The 16,339-nt window shown below is 47.6% G+C and carries 17 protein-coding genes; 12 read left to right on the top strand and 5 right to left on the bottom strand.

Annotated elements, in window-relative coordinates:
• Positions 1-7: 7 nt before the first annotated feature.
• From ACSTTG_RS04930 to ACSTTG_RS04920, 3 genes are all read left to right on the top strand, one after another.
• Positions 8-1,420, top strand: a complete 1,413-nt coding sequence (locus ACSTTG_RS04930) for an ethanolamine ammonia-lyase subunit EutB (protein WP_438473959.1) — start codon at positions 8-10, stop codon at positions 1,418-1,420.
• Positions 1,410-2,309, top strand: coding sequence for an ethanolamine ammonia-lyase subunit EutC (gene eutC / locus ACSTTG_RS04925; protein ID WP_438473958.1), 900 nt, complete (start codon positions 1,410-1,412; stop codon positions 2,307-2,309). Before ACSTTG_RS04930 ends, eutC begins: the two co-directional genes overlap by 11 nt.
• A gap of 204 nt (positions 2,310-2,513) precedes the next feature.
• Complete coding sequence (locus ACSTTG_RS04920) at positions 2,514-3,737, top strand: M20/M25/M40 family metallo-hydrolase (protein WP_438473957.1); 1,224 nt, start codon at positions 2,514-2,516, stop codon at positions 3,735-3,737.
• Between the two features lie 108 nt (positions 3,738-3,845).
• Here the strand turns inward: ACSTTG_RS04920 and ACSTTG_RS04915 are convergent, their stop codons facing one another.
• Together ACSTTG_RS04915 and ACSTTG_RS04910 are read right to left on the bottom strand one after the other, a co-directional pair.
• Positions 3,846-4,574, bottom strand: coding sequence for a siderophore-interacting protein (locus ACSTTG_RS04915; protein WP_438473956.1), 729 nt, complete (start codon positions 4,572-4,574; stop codon positions 3,846-3,848).
• A gap of 524 nt (positions 4,575-5,098) precedes the next feature.
• A complete protein-coding gene (locus ACSTTG_RS04910) occupies positions 5,099-5,452 on the bottom strand; it encodes a DUF3316 domain-containing protein (RefSeq protein ID WP_438458321.1) in 354 nt (117 codons plus the stop codon).
• Positions 5,453-6,001: 549 nt separating this feature from the next.
• Between ACSTTG_RS04910 and ACSTTG_RS04905 the strand changes: the two genes are divergently transcribed.
• Both ACSTTG_RS04905 and ACSTTG_RS04900 read left to right on the top strand, forming a co-directional pair.
• Positions 6,002-7,375, top strand: coding sequence for a YjiH family protein (locus ACSTTG_RS04905; protein ID WP_438473955.1), 1,374 nt, complete (start codon positions 6,002-6,004; stop codon positions 7,373-7,375).
• Positions 7,376-7,561: 186 nt separating this feature from the next.
• Positions 7,562-8,263, top strand: coding sequence for a DNA alkylation repair protein (locus tag ACSTTG_RS04900; protein ID WP_438473954.1), 702 nt, complete (start codon positions 7,562-7,564; stop codon positions 8,261-8,263).
• Between the two features lie 56 nt (positions 8,264-8,319).
• Here ACSTTG_RS04900 and ACSTTG_RS04895 read toward each other — a convergent pair whose 3' ends face one another.
• Positions 8,320-8,913 (bottom strand): hypothetical protein, encoded by a 594-nt coding sequence (locus ACSTTG_RS04895; protein ID WP_438473953.1) that lies wholly within the window; start codon positions 8,911-8,913, stop codon positions 8,320-8,322.
• Between the two features lie 193 nt (positions 8,914-9,106).
• Here ACSTTG_RS04895 and ACSTTG_RS04890 point away from each other — a divergent pair, with 193 nt between their 5' ends.
• Positions 9,107-9,514 carry a GNAT family N-acetyltransferase gene (locus ACSTTG_RS04890; RefSeq protein WP_438473952.1) on the top strand — a complete coding sequence of 136 codons (408 nt, stop codon included), beginning with the start codon at positions 9,107-9,109 and terminating at the stop codon, positions 9,512-9,514.
• Between the two features lie 154 nt (positions 9,515-9,668).
• On the opposite strand, the gene ACSTTG_RS04885 is transcribed toward ACSTTG_RS04890, so the two are convergent.
• Positions 9,669-10,037, bottom strand: a complete 369-nt coding sequence (locus ACSTTG_RS04885; RefSeq protein ID WP_438473951.1) for a DUF2753 family protein — start codon at positions 10,035-10,037, stop codon at positions 9,669-9,671.
• 288 nt (positions 10,038-10,325) lie between these two features.
• Here ACSTTG_RS04885 and nikA point away from each other — a divergent pair, with 288 nt between their 5' ends.
• From nikA to ACSTTG_RS04855, 6 genes are all read left to right on the top strand, one after another.
• The gene (gene nikA / locus ACSTTG_RS04880; protein ID WP_438473950.1) at positions 10,326-11,912 is read left to right on the top strand and encodes a nickel ABC transporter substrate-binding protein; all 1,587 of its coding nucleotides are present in this window, start codon (positions 10,326-10,328) and stop codon (positions 11,910-11,912) included.
• 78 nt (positions 11,913-11,990) lie between these two features.
• A complete protein-coding gene (gene opp1B, locus ACSTTG_RS04875; RefSeq protein WP_438473949.1) occupies positions 11,991-12,935 on the top strand; it encodes a nickel/cobalt ABC transporter permease in 945 nt (314 codons plus the stop codon).
• A complete protein-coding gene (opp1C, locus tag ACSTTG_RS04870; RefSeq protein WP_438473948.1) occupies positions 12,932-13,756 on the top strand; it encodes a nickel/cobalt ABC transporter permease in 825 nt (274 codons plus the stop codon). Before opp1B ends, opp1C begins: the two co-directional genes overlap by 4 nt.
• Positions 13,756-14,565 carry an ABC transporter ATP-binding protein gene (locus tag ACSTTG_RS04865; RefSeq protein WP_438473947.1) on the top strand — a complete coding sequence of 270 codons (810 nt, stop codon included), beginning with the start codon at positions 13,756-13,758 and terminating at the stop codon, positions 14,563-14,565. Before opp1C ends, ACSTTG_RS04865 begins: the two co-directional genes overlap by 1 nt.
• On the top strand, positions 14,559-15,329 hold the full coding sequence (locus tag ACSTTG_RS04860) for an ABC transporter ATP-binding protein (protein WP_438473946.1): 771 nt from the start codon (positions 14,559-14,561) through the stop codon (positions 15,327-15,329). The genes ACSTTG_RS04865 and ACSTTG_RS04860 overlap by 7 nt, the downstream gene beginning before the upstream one ends.
• Positions 15,330-15,457: 128 nt before the next feature.
• Complete coding sequence (locus ACSTTG_RS04855; protein WP_438473945.1) at positions 15,458-15,901, top strand: hypothetical protein; 444 nt, start codon at positions 15,458-15,460, stop codon at positions 15,899-15,901.
• 1 nt (position 15,902) lies between these two features.
• Here ACSTTG_RS04855 and ACSTTG_RS04850 read toward each other — a convergent pair whose 3' ends face one another.
• A complete protein-coding gene (locus ACSTTG_RS04850; protein WP_438473944.1) occupies positions 15,903-16,265 on the bottom strand; it encodes an HMA2 domain-containing protein in 363 nt (120 codons plus the stop codon).
• Positions 16,266-16,339 lie beyond the last annotated feature (74 nt).

Here is a 16,339-nt window from a genome sequence, read left to right as displayed (position 1 = left end):
GAAAACGATGGGTGGATACCGTTGGCAACAGGGCAGTGAGGTTTACACCTTTGACTCACTGGCACAATTAATGGCGAGAGCAACTCCAATGCGCTCCGGCGATACGCTGGCGGGCATCGCAGCGCACAGCGCTACCGAACGTGTGGTCGCGCAAATGACGTTAGCCGACCTGCCACTAAAGACATTCCTAAATCAAGCCGTCGTTCCTTACGAGAGTGATGAGGTGACACGCTTGATCATCGACTCGCATGATCGTGATGCGTTTAGGCCAATAGAACACCTCACTGTGGGAGACTTTCGCAACTGGCTACTCAGTGATGCAGCCGACACCCAAACTTTGTCGCGTATCGCCAAGGGGCTGACTCCAGAAATGGTGGCCGCAGTAAGCAAAATCATGCGCAATCAAGATTTGATATTGGTCGCCAAAAAATGCAGTGTGATCAGCGCATTTCGCAGCACGATTGGTCTGCCTAACCGTCTTTCGACGCGTCTGCAACCTAATCACCCTACCGACAGCCTCGATGGTATTGCCGCGAGCATTTTTGATGGGCTGATGTATGGCAATGGCGATGCGGTGATTGGTATAAACCCTGCCACCGATAACGTGGCGCAGACTGTTCGACTGCTCTCGATGCTCGATGAGGTGATTGAGCGCTATCAGATCCCGACTCAATCGTGCGTACTCACTCATGTGACCAACACGCTCGAGGCGATAGAGCAGGGCGCGCCAGTTGATTTAGTGTTTCAGTCTATTGGCGGCACCCAAGGGACGAACGAGAGCTTTGGCGTCAATCTTGCGTTGCTTAAAGAGGCGCAGCAGGCGGCGCAGGCGTTATCGCGGGGCACGGTGGGCAACAATGTGATGTATTTTGAGACGGGGCAAGGAACGGCGCTGTCAGCAAATGCGTTTCATGGGGTCGATCAGCAAACCTGTGAGGCACGTGCTTATGCCGTGGCAAGGGCATTTAATCCTTTACTGGTCAATACCGTAGTGGGCTTTATTGGCCCTGAATATCTTTTTGATGGCAAGCAGATCATTCGTGCTGGCTTAGAGGACCATTTCTGCGGTAAGTTGCTCGGACTGCCGATGGGTTGTGACATCTGTTACACCAATCACGCCTATGCCGACCAGAACGATATGGACAATCTCTTGACCTTGTTGGGCGTTGCTGAGTGCTCGTTTATTATGGGCATCCCTGGCTCTGATGATGTGATGCTTAACTATCAAACCACTTCATTCCACGATGCGCTTTATGCGAGAAAGGTGCTCGGGTTAAAGCCAGCGCCGGAATTTGAGCAGTGGCTGCAGCGGATGCAAATTTTTGATGATGTCGGCAGCGTGACCCTAAGCGACAGGCTGTCGCCGCACTTTACGCACAGTCTTGAGTCTGTGATCACAGGGGGTGACTATGACAACTAAACCAACACAAGCAACATCGCCTTCCTCTGGGGTCACTGAGACGCCTTGGCAAGCACTGCGCCAACATACATCAGCACGCGTGGCGATTGGGCGCAGTGGCACCAGCATACCGACCAAAGAGCTACTCAAGTTCCAGCTTGACCACGCCAAAGCAATGGACGCCGTGCATGCTCCACTAGATATCCAGGCCTTAGTGACAGAGCTTGCAGCTAATGAGGCAATTTGCACTCATACACCGATGCCACCCAAGGTACTTGAGACCAAAGCATCCGATCGATTGGCGTACTTGCAGCGCCCCGACTGGGGGCGTGAGTTGAGTGATAAAGCATGGCAAGTGTTGACAGTGCCGGGTAACTTGCCAGAGCTAGCGTTTGATCTGGTGATTGTGATTGCTGACGGTCTCTCGGCGGTTGCGGTGCAATCTCACGCGGTTGAGGTGTTAGATTACTTGATCCCACGCCTGGCTAGCGATACGGAACCCCCTTGGCGAATCGCCCCTATTTGCATTGTAACGCAGGGACGGGTGGCGGTTGGTGACGATATTGCCCAGCGACTCAATGCTAGAGCAGCTCTGGTGCTGATTGGCGAAAGGCCGGGACTGTCTTCGCCCGATAGTATGGGAATCTACTTAACCTGGGGAGCTGCAAGGGGAACAAAAGATGCCCAGCGTAACTGTATTTCTAATGTGCGTCCCCAAGGGTTGAGTTATTCAACCGCCTGTGAGCGCGCCGTTTACCTACTCAACGAGGCTCGGCGGATAGAGAGCTCAGGCATTGTGCTTAAAGATCGCTCTGATAGTGAAGCTGTAGCGGTTATTGAGGGTGAGCAACCACAAAAGAGCTTTCTTGTAACCTCAACGGATACAGGATGTCAGGAAAGTAAGGCTTAAGCGGCGGTGGTGACTGATCGTTGTTGTCGGAGTAGGCAGTTAGGTATTATTGAGTGATTTCAGCAAATTAATTTGCGTTAACGCTTGCAGTTGCGACGTGCTCACGATAGTTTGTTTGGCCTCTTGCCTGGCCCTATCATCGAGATCTGACGAGTTGGCAACGTAAGAGAGAACACTATCCCAAGAGAATAAAAGAGCAACATCATGAGTTTAGAAAGCAACATGGAAAAACAAGTATGGCAAAATGAGATGCCATCAGATCAGTTTGAATTTATGAAGAAGGTCCTTGCATCACCTTCGCCGATTGGATTTGAGGCGGCGATGAGCTATGGCGTGATCAAGCCTGAGTTTGAATCTTTTATGCCTCAAGGGTGGGGCGTGCATCAGTTTAAAGCCAATGCGGGCTTAGTGTTTGATTCACACCCAGGTCGTGATGACTTGGTGAGCGTGATGATTGTGGGGCATGCGGATAAGATCCGTATGCAGGTGCGTAAGATCGATAATGATGGCAAAGTGTGGATCAACACCGACTCATTCTTGCCAACGACCCTAATTGGTCATGAGGTGAAAGTCTTTTGCCAGCATCCAGAACAAGCGGGCAAATACAAGGTCATCGAAGGCTGCACAGTAGAAGCGCTTGGCGCCATCCACTTCTCAACGCCGGGTCAGCGCACGGGTGATAAGGGTATCAAGCCTGAGTCGATTTATCTTGAGTTACATACCCATGGTAAAGACCGCAAGGCACAGGTTGAGGCACTAGGACTGCGCGCAGGCGATCCAATCATTCTCGATCGTCCAATTAAACGTGGCGTATCACCAGACACCTTCTACGGTGCCTACCTTGATAACGGCCTAGGCTGTTTCTCTGTTACCGAGATCGCTCGCTTGGTCGCAAAAGAAGGTTTGGATAATGTGCGCGTGCTGTACACCATCGCAACGCACGAAGAGATCGGTCGTTTTGGCTCAACTCAACTGGTGGGTGAGCTAAAACCAGACGTGTTGATTGCAACGGACGTGAACCACGACTACGAGGCGGCGCCAGGTATTGGTCATCGTAATATGAACCCGCTGAAAATGGGCGAGGGCTTCACCATTGGCCGCGGCTCTGTAGCCTCAGAGTTCTTAGTTCAGACCCTTGAGAGTGTGTGTAAGGCACAAGAGATCCCTTACCAGCTTGATTTCACTGGACGTGATATGGGTACTGATGGCATGGCGGCAGCGCTGGCTGGCGTTGATAGCGCGGCGATTACCTTGGGTTATCCGATCCGTAATATGCACACCTCTTCTGAATCGGCGCACACAGGCGATTTGCTAGCCTCGATTCATGCGATTGCAGGGTTATTGCGTGAGTTCAATAACATGAATCAAGGTCAAGGTATTACGCGTGATGATCTTAAGAATAGCCATATCCGCTTAGACAATATCTAAACCAGGCTATTAAAAATAAAACGCGGGTGCACTGCGTTTCCAGGTACGAGGGACCAATAACCGATACCCTCGTATCAATCTGGGGCCGGTCCATAGCCCAACGACTCGCTACTTTGATTTCTTGTTCCAGTAGGCGCTGGCATAAAGTTTGGTTTTGTCGTACTGGCAGTGGCAATTAAGGTGCGATTTTAGGGCCTTTACAACGCTGGCTTCTGCAGCAATGAAAATAGCACTGTCGGCGAGTTCAGTGGGCTGGGCAACAAGTGCTTCAAGAAACCGACTGGTGCATTTATCTTCGGTGATCAGCCAGTGTATCTCTACGCCATATGGCGCATCGATATCCTGAATATCCTGGTCTGACGGCACCTGAATCCACGCGTGTCCGGTGGCCTGCTTATCCAAACGTTCCAGTGTGGCAGCAATGGCAGGCAGGGCCGTCAAGTCACCAAACAGTAAATGATTATCTGTGTTATAGTCAGTGTGTTTTATCTCGCCAGGGCCTGCGATGCCGAGGTGATCGCCTACCTTTGCTTGTAAAGCCCAATTGGTTGCGAGACCTTGATGATCATTGACCGCAAAATCCAACGTGAGTAGTTGGCTCTTTGGGTCAAATTGGCGCACGGTGTAGCTGCGCATCCACTTTTTAAAGCCGAAGTACATCCCAAGCCGTGGCATCTTATCGATTGACGCAGGGTTGGGGAAGATCGCTTTTACGTGAGCACTCTCTTTGTCGATTGGGAAATCCGCCAGCGACTCTCCACCGAGCACGATTCGCTTCATATGTGGCGATAGCTCTTCTACTGACACCACTTGAGTCATTCGCATTTTAGGGCCCATATTAATCTCCTGTTACCAAGTGAAACTTATGCTAGCTTGCCCAGCGGATAGTGTTATAAAGCACCGCTTCACCGACAATTGCTAGGATAGTCAACATCATGTCTTTAGTTACATAGTTGATGGTGTCAACTATAGTGATTGTGGTTGATATTGTCAACTTTAGCAATAGGAACAATAAGCTAATGTTCTATAAGAGACTGATTATTATGATAAAGTAAAACGCATGCGGGAGCGCGTAGACATGGAGTTAAGCATGGAGGTGATCTAGTTACAGGGTGAAAACATTACCGACTCAATTGTTTATCAGCTTAGATTCGAAGATAAAACCTATTTGCCCCCATTTTTTAAGCCTAATGCCAAACAGGGCCACAAGGAGTATTGTCGATTCACTCCTTATGAGACTCAAATCTGATAAAGTGTAGAGCGATAAGTCATAGGTTGGGAAATAAAAATAACCCACCCTTAATATATAAGGGTGGGGTAAGAATTTTAATCTTATAAAATAAATAGTTTCGCTACTTATTTTATCGATCACTGCCAAGCTCTCTCACACGATATTCGTATTCTAGGTTTAGTACGGGTTGATACACGATTTTACCATTTTCCTGTAGGAACTCATCAACGGTAACAGTTGCCTCAGTAATCGCAAATGAATCGTTGTCAACATAAGTGAAGTCCAGAATAAACTCATCTCTTAGTTCATCAGCAGATTTCGCTTGATAACCCTCAAGCATATCCAGTCCGATCGCATACGCTGCTTGCTTGTTGTCAACAATGGCACCCTCGATCATCTCTTCACTGTTTGTCCAGCTGTAACCACCAGCAAATACAGGGGCGGCGATTGTCATTACGCTTAGTAGTGTGATTAGACGTTTCATAATATTCTCCTTTCTTACCTGAAATGTTATCGAATCTAACCGACTCGATTAGTGTAGGGTACGAATAAAGACCTTGGGTAAGTTTTATTACTTTCAAAAAAACTCAATTATTTTTTCTTTAAGGTTATTTAATTTGGTGTTGTTACTCTAGAATAAAAATAAAAACCAATAAAATGAAAGGCAAAGCGCTTCGAGTAAGGAAATAGTGAATGAGAAAGAAAATCGTAAATTCAGCACAAAACTGGGTCTAATAGGGCTGTGGTTTAGTGCGCTGGCATCTAATATGCATTTGAATGATTATCGATAGAGGTGTGAATCGCTCGCGCAAAAGAGCTCGAGTAAGCTCTTCCACAGCATGAACTCCACCAATGTACTGGTCACTGAATGGGCAGATTATGCAGTTTTTCGAATAATTATTAATTATAAATGCTAATTTTATGAATTTTTACCATACTTTTCACTTGAACTATCGAGTGAGATTGATAGACTTAGCTTGTTTTTGAAAAGTTATGCATAAATTAAGCATTGTTAGTCATCATGAGGTTGTAGATGAGCGATACACTTACCCTTCAAACCAAGCAGCACAGTATTAAAACTGTGCTGATGTTTGCTATTCCATCCCTACTGGGCCTGTTTTTCTTCCTTGCGCCATTGAGTGTCGATGGCAATGTGTCCTTTCCACTGGCCTTAATGGCGAAAGGTGTAAAGAGTGTACTGGGTGAGGCAATATTGCCAACCGTGACTGCGATTATCTGTTTCTCTGCTGCGGTAACTATTGTTGCTAATGTGATTCAGCCTAAATTCTTTCAGCGCTCTGAATTACTCACGCGTCTGTTTGTTCTCTCTCCAGTCTGGGTTGCAGTGCGTGTTTTAGGCGCATTATTTACCTTGCTTGCTTTGCATCAGATTGGGCCTGAATTTATTTGGAGTGGCGATACGGGCGGTTTGGTATTGCATGACTTGTTACCGTCATTGTTTGTGACCTTCTTTTTTGCTGGCCTACTTCTTCCTTTGTTACTAAATTTTGGGCTGCTTGAACTTCTCGGTACTCTGCTAAGCAAGTTGATGCGTCCAGTGTTCCGTTTGCCGGGAAGAGCAGCGATTGACTGTATGTCGTCTTGGTTGGGTGATGGCACCGTTGGCGTACTTTTGACTAGCAAGCAGTATGAGCAGAGGAAATACACGGCCAGAGAAGCGGCGGTTGTTGCGACCATGTTCTCACCGGTTGGGATTTCGTTTTCACTCGTGGTATTGACGCAAGTTGGCCTTGAAAACTACTTTGTACCTTTTTATGCCATCATCTGTTTGTCTGGCGTTGTTGCGGCAATGCTGATTCAGTACCTACCACCACTGAGTTATAAGCCTGATGTGTACATCGATGGTTCAGCACCGGATAAAGACGCAGAGTTAGTGCCACAAGGACAATCAACCTTGGCTTACGGCTACCAACTGGCACTTGGCCGTGCAAGCCAGGTGAAAAGCTTGGGCGGTGTAGCAAAAGAGGGCCTTCACAGCGCGCTGGATATGATGTTTGGTGTATTGCCGGTAGTGATGGCGGTTGGTACCCTGGGTCTGGTCATTGCTGAAACGACACCTTTGTTCACTTGGCTTGGTATGCCGTTTGTGCCCCTGATCGAGCTATTGAATCTGCCAGAGGCAGCAGCAGCAGCAGAAACCGTGATGGTTGGCTTCACAGATATGTATGTCCCTTCGATTATTGCAGCGTCAACGATCGATAGTGAGCTAACAAAGTTTGTCATTGCTGCGCTATCGATTACTCAGTTGATCTTTATGTCTGAAACCGGTGCGGTGATCCTATCGAGCAAAATACCGGTTAATATTGTTGAACTGCTGGTGATTTTTGTTTTGCGTACCTTGATTACGTTGCCAATCATTGCACTGTGTGGGCATCTAATTTTCTAAGTTACCTTTCAAGTCTAGATGACCTCTAGTTTGGACAGTATCAAATCAACACACTAAAAGGAGCCCCCTTTTGGTGTGTTGTTGTTTTAACGTCGCTGTTTAATGAGCATACTGAAATTTGAGGTTTACTCGGTATATCGATTAAAGTGGTGTACCCACACCATCGTCTAATACGTTAGTTTTGTTATGAGCAATCAGCCACTTCACTCATGGAATCAAGCAATAAAGTCTGCAATCGAGCCACTTGCGGATGAAACAAATGCATTAAATATGCAAGCCTATATGCGCGACCAATTCTCATTTTACGGCATCCAATCCTCTCCAAGGAGAGCAGCGGTAAAGCAGCTATTTAGCAAAAAGAGTTTACCTCCCGTAAGTTCTGTGCCCGAGATTGTTCGCGAGTTATGGAGTCTGCCACAGCGAGAATATCAGCTCATTGCGGTCGATCTTCTGATTAAGTACAAACACCAGCTGCCGGTCATTTATGCCGATGAACTCGAGTTTTTGATCACCACAAAGTCTTGGTGGGATAGCGTAGACATGTTGGCAACCCATATCGCATCAGCGCTCTACAAAAACTATCCTCAGCAAATAGCACCGTACATCAAGCGTTGGCGAAAATCAGACAATATCTGGCTAAGGCGAACAGCATTGCTTTATCAACTCAAGTTCAAACAGCAAACGGATATCGGATTGTTGTTTGAGATGATTCGGGAAAATCAGCATGATAAAGAGTTTTTTATTCAAAAGGCGATTGGTTGGGCGCTGCGCGAGTACTCAAAGACCGATGCAACTGCGGTGGTTAGATTTATTGATGATGAGAAAATAGATGGGCTGGCCAAGCGTGAAGGGCTCAAATGGTTAAGAAATAATAGCAACTTAGTTTAAGCGCTAAGGGCAGAGAAGCACGTTGAGCCCAGGTTTGAGCTCAACGAATATCCAAGCTACATGGCAGTGGCACACTTGCTAAAGTTAATCTGGCCAGGACTTTGGCTCATAAACTTCAACGGTCGGGTCGCATCAATCAGGCCATCACTTAGGCACAGTTTCTTGCCGTTATCGATATGGAAATGGGCGCGATAGGTAACACCTTTTGCAGGCGTGCTGCTGTTATCCCAACGCTCGTCTTGGTAATAGGTCAGGTTAACCGCGAGCTCACCTTGGTCAAGGTTTTCATCATAACTGGCTGAGTAACTCCAAATGCCAGCGCTCATAAAGCTAAGGATTGGTTTGCCAGAGCAGTTATCGGTTAAGTAGTCCAATACGTAGGCAGTCAACTTGTCGCGACCGACGCCGTAGACGGTTCTGCTAGACGTCGAGACATAAGAAGAGGGTTTGTAGCAGCTAGGCATTACGTAGCAACCATAGATATTGTTGCCATCACCTTCGCAATCAAACCCGTATTTGGTAGGGTAGTTTGCCACTGAGTTGTCGAGGAGTTTTCTGACTTCAGACACACTAGGCTGATGTGGCTCATCCTCTGAAATACACCCACTGAGTAGCAACCCAGCGATAACGAGGTTTATTGTTTTGTTCATTTGGCTTCCTTGCACAATCGATATTGTTTTAAGCACAGAGTTTTTTAATGCTATGTCGGATAAGTATAATATTAATTGAGTAATCGTTTCAATTTGTTTATGAATATCAGTTATTTGTTTATGTTGGTATGTGATTGTGCAGGTGTATGATGGTTTGTAATCAAAAAGAGAGTTGGAATAAGGAATTGAAGCAATGCAAATAGAAGTGGCCTTTGTAGAGCAATTAGAACAAACAGAAGTCATTGAGCTCTATCGAGCGAATCACTGGTCATCGGCTGAAGTGCCAACTAAGCTATTGTTAGGCCTGCAAAATTCAGATGCATTGGTGGTTGCAAGGTTGGGGGATCGATTAGTCGGTTTGGGTAACGCAATTTCAGATGGGCATTTAGTGGTTTACTACCCTCATTTGCTGGTTCATCCAGACTACCAAGGTCAAGGGATAGGGCGGAAAATCATGCAGCTAATGCAAACTAGGTACCGTAGCTTTCATCAACAGATGCTCACCGCAGACAAAGCGGCAGTAGCGTTTTATCAAACACTGGGTTTTGAGCGAGCTGGCGAAACCGAACCGATGTGGATCTACGCAGGCGATGATCATTAAGCACCCGAGAAAGTATCCCTCACTTAACGTGTGCTGGGCGCCTAGGGTGCGTAATCCCTTTTAGGCGCACTTGGCTGGAGGCGGTGAGGACATTGTGTACTTTGTTGTTTTCCATGTCCTTGGTGTCAAATTGAACCCTTACACTAGCATAGGGTTACATCAAACAAACGCGGCTTAAGTACTCACCGCGGCTTCTTTGCCAGATATTCAATGCTTGCATCACGGAGCCGCGATGATAGTCAGCGTCATTGTCTGGCTCGAGTGTGGCAAAGAAGTCGAAAGCTTGCTCAAAAAGTCGTTCACAGGTCATGCGATTATCTGCAGCTTCGTAGTTATCAATCAGATTGAGATAACTGATAAGGACCATAGCCGTTGCGTCCTGAGGGGAGCGGGCAAAGCAGTTGGAGAAACCAAGCCGAGCGTAGTTTAGCGCCTCGCGATTGAGGGTGATTGCGTGGGCGTACTCTTGTTGATCGAAGTAGTGTTGCGCACGCTTGGTTAATCGTTCCCACTGTTCCTTCATAACTCAAATGCCTATGATTCTCATTTACATTAGCCTAGTAAAACAGAATACCTAATGAAATACGAACGATTTTTGTCCAAATGCGACAGCGACAGCACAATTGAGTGGTAACGTTTTCGCAAACTGAGATTGTGCTGTGACACGTAATTTATGTAAGTATCTAAAAAATCAGTAAAAAACGTAATATGTGAGAGGTTGCATGATTAAGATCAATAATCACTCTCAGTAACAAACCTACTATACTGGGTGACAATATAAATGAGAATAATTCACAGATAGGTTTAATGTATGCAAACACGTAACATATTCAAGGTTGCTGCACTTGCGGCGGTAACTCTGGTGCCGAGTTTTGCTGCTGTTGCAGATGAATCGACGCTTACCTTCGCTAACTATCGCGATATCAGAGATTTAAATCCGCATTTATACGGTGGTGAGATTTTTGCCCAAAACTTGATTTTTGAGGGCTTAGTACACTTAGGGGAGAACAGTGTTCTTGAGCCATGGCTTGCAACTGACTGGAGCGTCTCAGAAGACGGGACAGTTTATACGTTTACACTGCGTGACGATGTCACTTTTTCTGACGGAACCAAATTTGACGCGAGCATTGTAAAAGCCAATTTTGATGCACTGCTAGACAATGGCAATCGCCATACTTGGCTTGAGTCCATCCGCCTGATGATGGAAGTAGAGGCATCTGGCAAACAGAGTGTGCGTGTTGTCGATGATTATACCGTTGAGGTCGAGTTTGCCAACTCGTATTACCCGTTTTTGGTTGAGCTAGGCGTGACACGACCGTTTCGCTTTCTATCACCGAATTGCTTTAAAGATGGCACGACCAAGAACGGCGCGAGCTGTTATATCGGCACAGGGAGCTATGTGCTGAGCAAAAATGTGGTGGATCAGTATTCAGAGTTTCAGCGCCGTGAAGATTACTGGGGTGAGCAGCCGCAAATCGATAAAATCGTCGCCAAAGTGATTCCGGACAACCAATCGCGCCTGCTGTCGCTGCGCAGTGGTGAGATTGACCTAGTGTACGGACTGCAGTTGATCAATGCTCAGTCATTCAAGCAGTTTGAAAAAGATCCAAGGTTCGATACATCACTCTCAGGCCCGGTATCTACGCGTATGTTGATTCTCAACTCTACCCGGGGCAACCTGAGCGATACCCGCGTGCGACAGGCGCTCAGTCATCTGACTAACAAAGCGCTGATTGCTGAGCGCATTATGCAAGGTCTCGAGCAACCCGCTGATACGCTTCTGTCTAAGACGGTGCCGTATGCCAATATCGAGCTGACGCCATACCAATATGATGTGGCTCAAGCAGAAAAATTACTTGATGAGGCCGGCTGGGTTAAAGACGGCAGTGTGCGTAAACGTGACGGTAAGCCGTTTGAGATTGTGCTGTCGTACGACAGTGACAAAGTGGTTGAGCGCACCATTGCTCAATATCTGCAAAGCGAATGGGCTAAGGTTGGCTTGACGATGAAGCTCGTCGGCGAGGAAGAGCAGGCGCACCGCGATCGACTCAAGCATGGCGATTTTGATATCTCTTTCAACATCTCATGGGGCTCACCTTATGATCCACAGTCTTTCCTTGGCGCGATGCGCGAGCCGGTTTATGGTGACTACGAGGCGCAGCAGGGCATCCCTGAAAAACCAGAGATCGACAAGCAGATTTTGCTCGCTCTAGAGGCGACTGATGAAACTGTGCGTCAGCAGCACTACTCCTATGTACTTGAGACGTTGCATAACCAAGCCATCTACATCCCAATTACCTATGAGCAAAACCGTGCGGTCTACAATCAAAGCGTTGGCAATGTCGGCTTTAATCCGTCTCAGTTTGAGATCCCTCTCCAACGAATGACAGTGAAGTAAGGACGACCTCTACTTCAACGCACAACTGACACCTAGATAATGCAGGTGTCAGTTTTTTGTATTTTTGGATAGACAGTAATGGCTAAATTTATCTTAAAGCGTTTACTGAGTGCGATAGTGACGCTGTTTTTTGTCTCTTTTATTGCCTTCACTCTGGTAAACATTATTCCAGCAGACCCTGCAGAGGTGGCTTTACGAGTTAATGACACCACGCCGAGCCCAGAAGCTATCGAGGAGATCCGGCAAAAGCTTGGGCTCGATAAGCCGTTTTTGGTGCGCTATACCGACTGGCTTGGCGCTTCGTTAAGAGGTGACTTTGGTGTGTCTTACACCAACACCAGTCGCTTGGTTTCTGATGAATTATTGCGCAGTTTTCCCTACACACTCAAATTGGCTAGTCTGTCGTTAGTGCTGCTTATTGCTGTCAGCATTCCGATTGGGGTGCTCAGTGCCGTGCATAAAGACCATTGGTTCGACCGGTGTGTGCGTATTTTCGTTTTTGCCAGCACTGCAATGCCCAACTTCTGGCTAGCTTTCATCTTGATTTGGGTTTTCTCAATCCATCTGTATTGGTTACCAAGCAGTGGTGCGACCACTTGGAGCCATTTTATTCTGCCATCGGTCACACTGTGCATGGCCTATGTTGCGACGTATATCCGCTTGATCCGTAATGCGATGCTGGATTCGATGAGTGAAAACTATGTCGCGTATGCACGCGCACGCGGCTTGAGTGAACGGCGAGTGGTGTGGAAGCACCTGCTGAAAAATTCATTGCAAACCTCAATGACGGCCCTTGGGATCGGGGTGGTGCGCTTGATCGCAGGTACTGTGGTCATTGAAAGTATCTTTGCCATTCCTGGTCTGGGGCGCTTGGCGCTAGCTGCCATCTTTAATCGCGATTATCCGGTGATTCAAGCCTACATCCTGTTGATGGGCAGCTTGTTTGTGTTGTCCAACTTGTTGATTGATATTCTCCATTCTGTGGTCGACCCACGCTTGAAATCAGGAGGGGCGCCACAATGATCAAACGCCTTCTAAGCAACAAGACGGTCATGGTGTGTCTTACGATATTGACCATCATCTGTCTAATGGGTGCCTTTGCTCCTTGGATTGCGCCACATGACCCTAACTTAGCGGATGTGATCAACACGCTAATGCCGATGTCAGCCGAATACCCACTGGGGACAGATTATCTGGGCCGCTGCATCTACTCACGCCTGTTATTTGGTATCCGTACTACTGTATATTATTCACTCCTTACCATGGTGATCACCGCGGTTGTTGGTGGGATTATCGGGGTGATTTCTGGTTATATGCGCGGAAAAATCGACGCATTAATCATGCGTGGCTGCGAGGTCATGCTGTCGTTCCCGTATGAGATTATCGTGTTAAGTATCGTTGGGATCATGGGACCGGGCATCGTCAATATTATTGTCGCCAACTTTATCGCGAAGATCGCCTGGTACGTGCGAATTGTGCGCAGCTCAGTGATTTCATTCAATCACCAAAATTACATGCTGTACTCAAAAACCATCAAATCTTCACATGGCTATGTGTTTCGTAAACACCTGGCACCCAATATCGCCGCAGAGGTTATCATTCTTGCCACACTAGACCTTGGTTGGATTATCTTGAGTATCTCAACCCTGTCTTTCTTGGGGCTCGGGATCCAGCCCCCAACACCAGAATGGGGGGCGATGCTCAGCGATGCCAAAGAGGTGTTGTTTTCAAGCCCAGAGCAGATGCTGATCCCAGGTGTGGCCATCATGGTACTGGTCGCGTGTTGTAACTTACTCGGCGACTCGTTGCGTGACGTGTTAGATCCGAAAACGGAGCAAAGATAATGCTAGAAGTGAGCAATTTATCGATTCATTTACGCAAGCCCACACAGCGTTGTCTTGTCTCACAGGTGAGCTTTTCGCTTGCAGAAGATCAGTGCTTGGGTATCTTGGGTGAATCGGGTAGTGGCAAAAGCTTAACCTGTAATGCCATCAATGGCTTGCTAGGTGAGCACTTTTCCATCAGTGGCGCAGCGCAATTTGATGGCCAGGATTTGCTAAGTATGTCAGCGAGACAGCGGCGTGAGATGCGAGGTGAGCAAATCTCGATGATCATGCAAAGCCCGATGACGGCATTTAATCCGCTGTTTACCATAGGTAATCAAGCGGTGGAAACCATTAGGCAGCACAAAGCGATAAGCCGCCGTGAGGCGACGGCGCTGTTTTGCGAGGTGCTTACCCGAGTGAACCTTACCTCGGTTGCGTCGCTGATGAATAAATATCCCCACGAGTTGAGTGGCGGGATGCTGCAGCGGATCATGGTCGCACTGGCGCTTGTGCTTGAGCCCAAGCTGATCATTGCTGATGAGCCAACCACAGCGATTGACTATATCTCACAGCGAGAGGTGATTAAGGAGCTGCAATTTGTCCGCGAGCAGTTTGGCACCAGCTTGATCTTCGTCAGTCACGATCTCAGCCTAGTTTCGCATATTGCCGATGATGTAATGGTGATGAATCAGGGCGAAGTGGTTGAATATGGCGAGGCTAAGCAGGTTTTCACTAACCCACAAAGCGAACATACTCGCTATCTAGTTGATACTCGGCTGACCTTGATTAATCGCTTTAAATCCGTCATGGAGGGCGCAGCATGTTGATTGATGTTAAGCAGGTGACCAAGGCGTTTAAAACCGATGACAGTTGGTTATTTCCAAGCTACCAACACGTGCTCAACGGGGTATCATTGACGGTAGGTGAGGGGGAGTGTGTCGGTATTGTGGGAGAGTCAGGCAGTGGCAAAAGCACGCTTGGCAAGGTCATCTTGGGTTTAGAGCAGCCCGATAGCGGAGCCGTCGTGTTGGGCGACTCGATTGCTGCCTTGCCCACTCACAAGGCGATCAGTGTCGTCTTTCAAGACTATAACACCTCTGTTAACCCGCGCCTTACCGTGCGTGAAATCATTAACGAGCCATTGATCAGCGAGCCGTTAACAAACAGTGAACGCGAGTCATTGCTGGTGAGCTTAGTCGAAGAAGTAGGGCTTAGCGCCGATATGCTGACGAGGTATCCTCATCAACTGAGCGGAGGGCAGCTGCAACGGGTGTGTATCGCACGGGCTATCGCGCCTAACCCCAAGTTTATCCTACTAGATGAAGCGGTCAGCTCTCTGGATGTGTCGGTGCAGGTCCAGATCCTCGACTTGCTGCAGAGACTCAAACATCAGCGCCAGATCTCGTATCTCTTTATCACCCATGATATTGCGGTCGCGACATTTTTGTGTGAACGGTTAATGTTCTTTAAAGACGGGGTGATTGTTGAGAGTGTCGAGCGGATGCAAGACCTAGTAAACGTCACCGACCCTTACACGCGAGAGCTATTGGACGCGGCGGGTTATCTGGAAATGGCTTTTGAAACCCAATAAGTTTGGGTGACGAGAGGCAGTAACGAGAGTGGGCAAGAGACAACATCTTGCCCGTTTTTATTTGTAAATGAGATTTATTTTTAATTAGCATCCTGCTACATTGTCGGTGAGAGTTAAGGGTACCGCCAATGAAAGCAAAAAAAGCGCTCAAAAAACTAAAAAAGAGCAGTCAAAAAGCACTAAAGAGCCAATCAATTAAGCAACTGGATGCGCTAAAGAGTGAGACGCAGGTAAGAAAAGGCTCGACGGAGCGATCGGCCTCGCAGATGTCTGCTGAGCTGCGTCAGGTTGCCAACCAAGCGGCTAAGAGCGCATTAAGCGAACTCGCGACTCCACTCAACCCTCTGTTGTCTTGGTTTAATGAAGGGGGGATAGACTGGCCGACTCAAACGCATGGTCAGTCAGCGCCAACCCAAACCGCCTCAGTGGTCAGTCGACAAACTGGCAACCCTACGCCAAGTGTTAAATCCATCGTCCACCTGCCGCTCAAATCGCCCCCGTGCAAGCGCTGCCCTGCATTGAGTAATGGGGTGTGTAAATGTGCGGCGAAAAAATTTAAGCAGATTGCCTGAATCAGGCTAAGTTCATGATTACGCGGCTCACAGATGGGCCGAGTAGTCGCGTCAGCGCTATTCCCGTGATTCCCTTGACCAAGGTTTTGGTGCCCGATACTACCGCTTGCTCAACGAAAGAGGGCTTATCATCGCTGTTTGTCCAGCCATGCGACTGCATAATCTCCAACAAAGACTCACAATCAAGCTCAGCTGGGTCAAAACACACAGCGACAGAGCCAGCATGTTTTTGATGTTTGATGGAGTGAATGGCATCAATATCATTGAGCTGAGTGATCAATTTGCTCACAGCGGCAGGGTGCTGCTTGATATAGTCGGATCGCACTCTAAGCCTTTGATTTGTCTTATGAATATAAGTGTTCATAACAATGTCAACCTAAATGATAACCATTTCCATTAGCAACCATATCACTGAACATGACTTAGAGCAAAATATTT

Origin of the sequence: Vibrio glycogenivorans, assembly GCF_051660965.1 — a bacterium.
Classification (GTDB): Bacteria; Pseudomonadota; Gammaproteobacteria; order Enterobacterales; family Vibrionaceae; genus Vibrio.
The sequence above is the reverse complement of the archived record's forward strand: the minus strand, read 5'-3'. Positions and strand labels throughout refer to the sequence as shown.

Coding starts and splice junctions, on each gene's coding strand:
- opp1C (WP_438473948.1), top strand. CDS start 12,932: ATGATCAAACGCCTTCTAAGCAACAAGACGGTCATGGTGTGTCTTACG.
- ACSTTG_RS04920 (WP_438473957.1), top strand. CDS start 2,514: ATGAGTTTAGAAAGCAACATGGAAAAACAAGTATGGCAAAATGAGATG.
- ACSTTG_RS04905 (WP_438473955.1), top strand. CDS start 6,002: ATGAGCGATACACTTACCCTTCAAACCAAGCAGCACAGTATTAAAACT.
- ACSTTG_RS04930 (WP_438473959.1), top strand. CDS start 8: ATGGGTGGATACCGTTGGCAACAGGGCAGTGAGGTTTACACCTTTGAC.
- ACSTTG_RS04865 (WP_438473947.1), top strand. CDS start 13,756: ATGCTAGAAGTGAGCAATTTATCGATTCATTTACGCAAGCCCACACAG.
- ACSTTG_RS04915 (WP_438473956.1), bottom strand. CDS start 4,574: ATGGGCCCTAAAATGCGAATGACTCAAGTGGTGTCAGTAGAAGAGCTA.
- ACSTTG_RS04910 (WP_438458321.1), bottom strand. CDS start 5,452: ATGAAACGTCTAATCACACTACTAAGCGTAATGACAATCGCCGCCCCT.
- ACSTTG_RS04855 (WP_438473945.1), top strand. CDS start 15,458: ATGAAAGCAAAAAAAGCGCTCAAAAAACTAAAAAAGAGCAGTCAAAAA.
- opp1B (WP_438473949.1), top strand. CDS start 11,991: ATGGCTAAATTTATCTTAAAGCGTTTACTGAGTGCGATAGTGACGCTG.
- ACSTTG_RS04850 (WP_438473944.1), bottom strand. CDS start 16,265: ATGAACACTTATATTCATAAGACAAATCAAAGGCTTAGAGTGCGATCC.
- nikA (WP_438473950.1), top strand. CDS start 10,326: ATGCAAACACGTAACATATTCAAGGTTGCTGCACTTGCGGCGGTAACT.
- ACSTTG_RS04895 (WP_438473953.1), bottom strand. CDS start 8,913: ATGAACAAAACAATAAACCTCGTTATCGCTGGGTTGCTACTCAGTGGG.
- ACSTTG_RS04885 (WP_438473951.1), bottom strand. CDS start 10,037: ATGAAGGAACAGTGGGAACGATTAACCAAGCGTGCGCAACACTACTTC.
- ACSTTG_RS04900 (WP_438473954.1), top strand. CDS start 7,562: ATGAGCAATCAGCCACTTCACTCATGGAATCAAGCAATAAAGTCTGCA.
- ACSTTG_RS04890 (WP_438473952.1), top strand. CDS start 9,107: ATGCAAATAGAAGTGGCCTTTGTAGAGCAATTAGAACAAACAGAAGTC.
- ACSTTG_RS04860 (WP_438473946.1), top strand. CDS start 14,559: ATGTTGATTGATGTTAAGCAGGTGACCAAGGCGTTTAAAACCGATGAC.
- eutC (WP_438473958.1), top strand. CDS start 1,410: ATGACAACTAAACCAACACAAGCAACATCGCCTTCCTCTGGGGTCACT.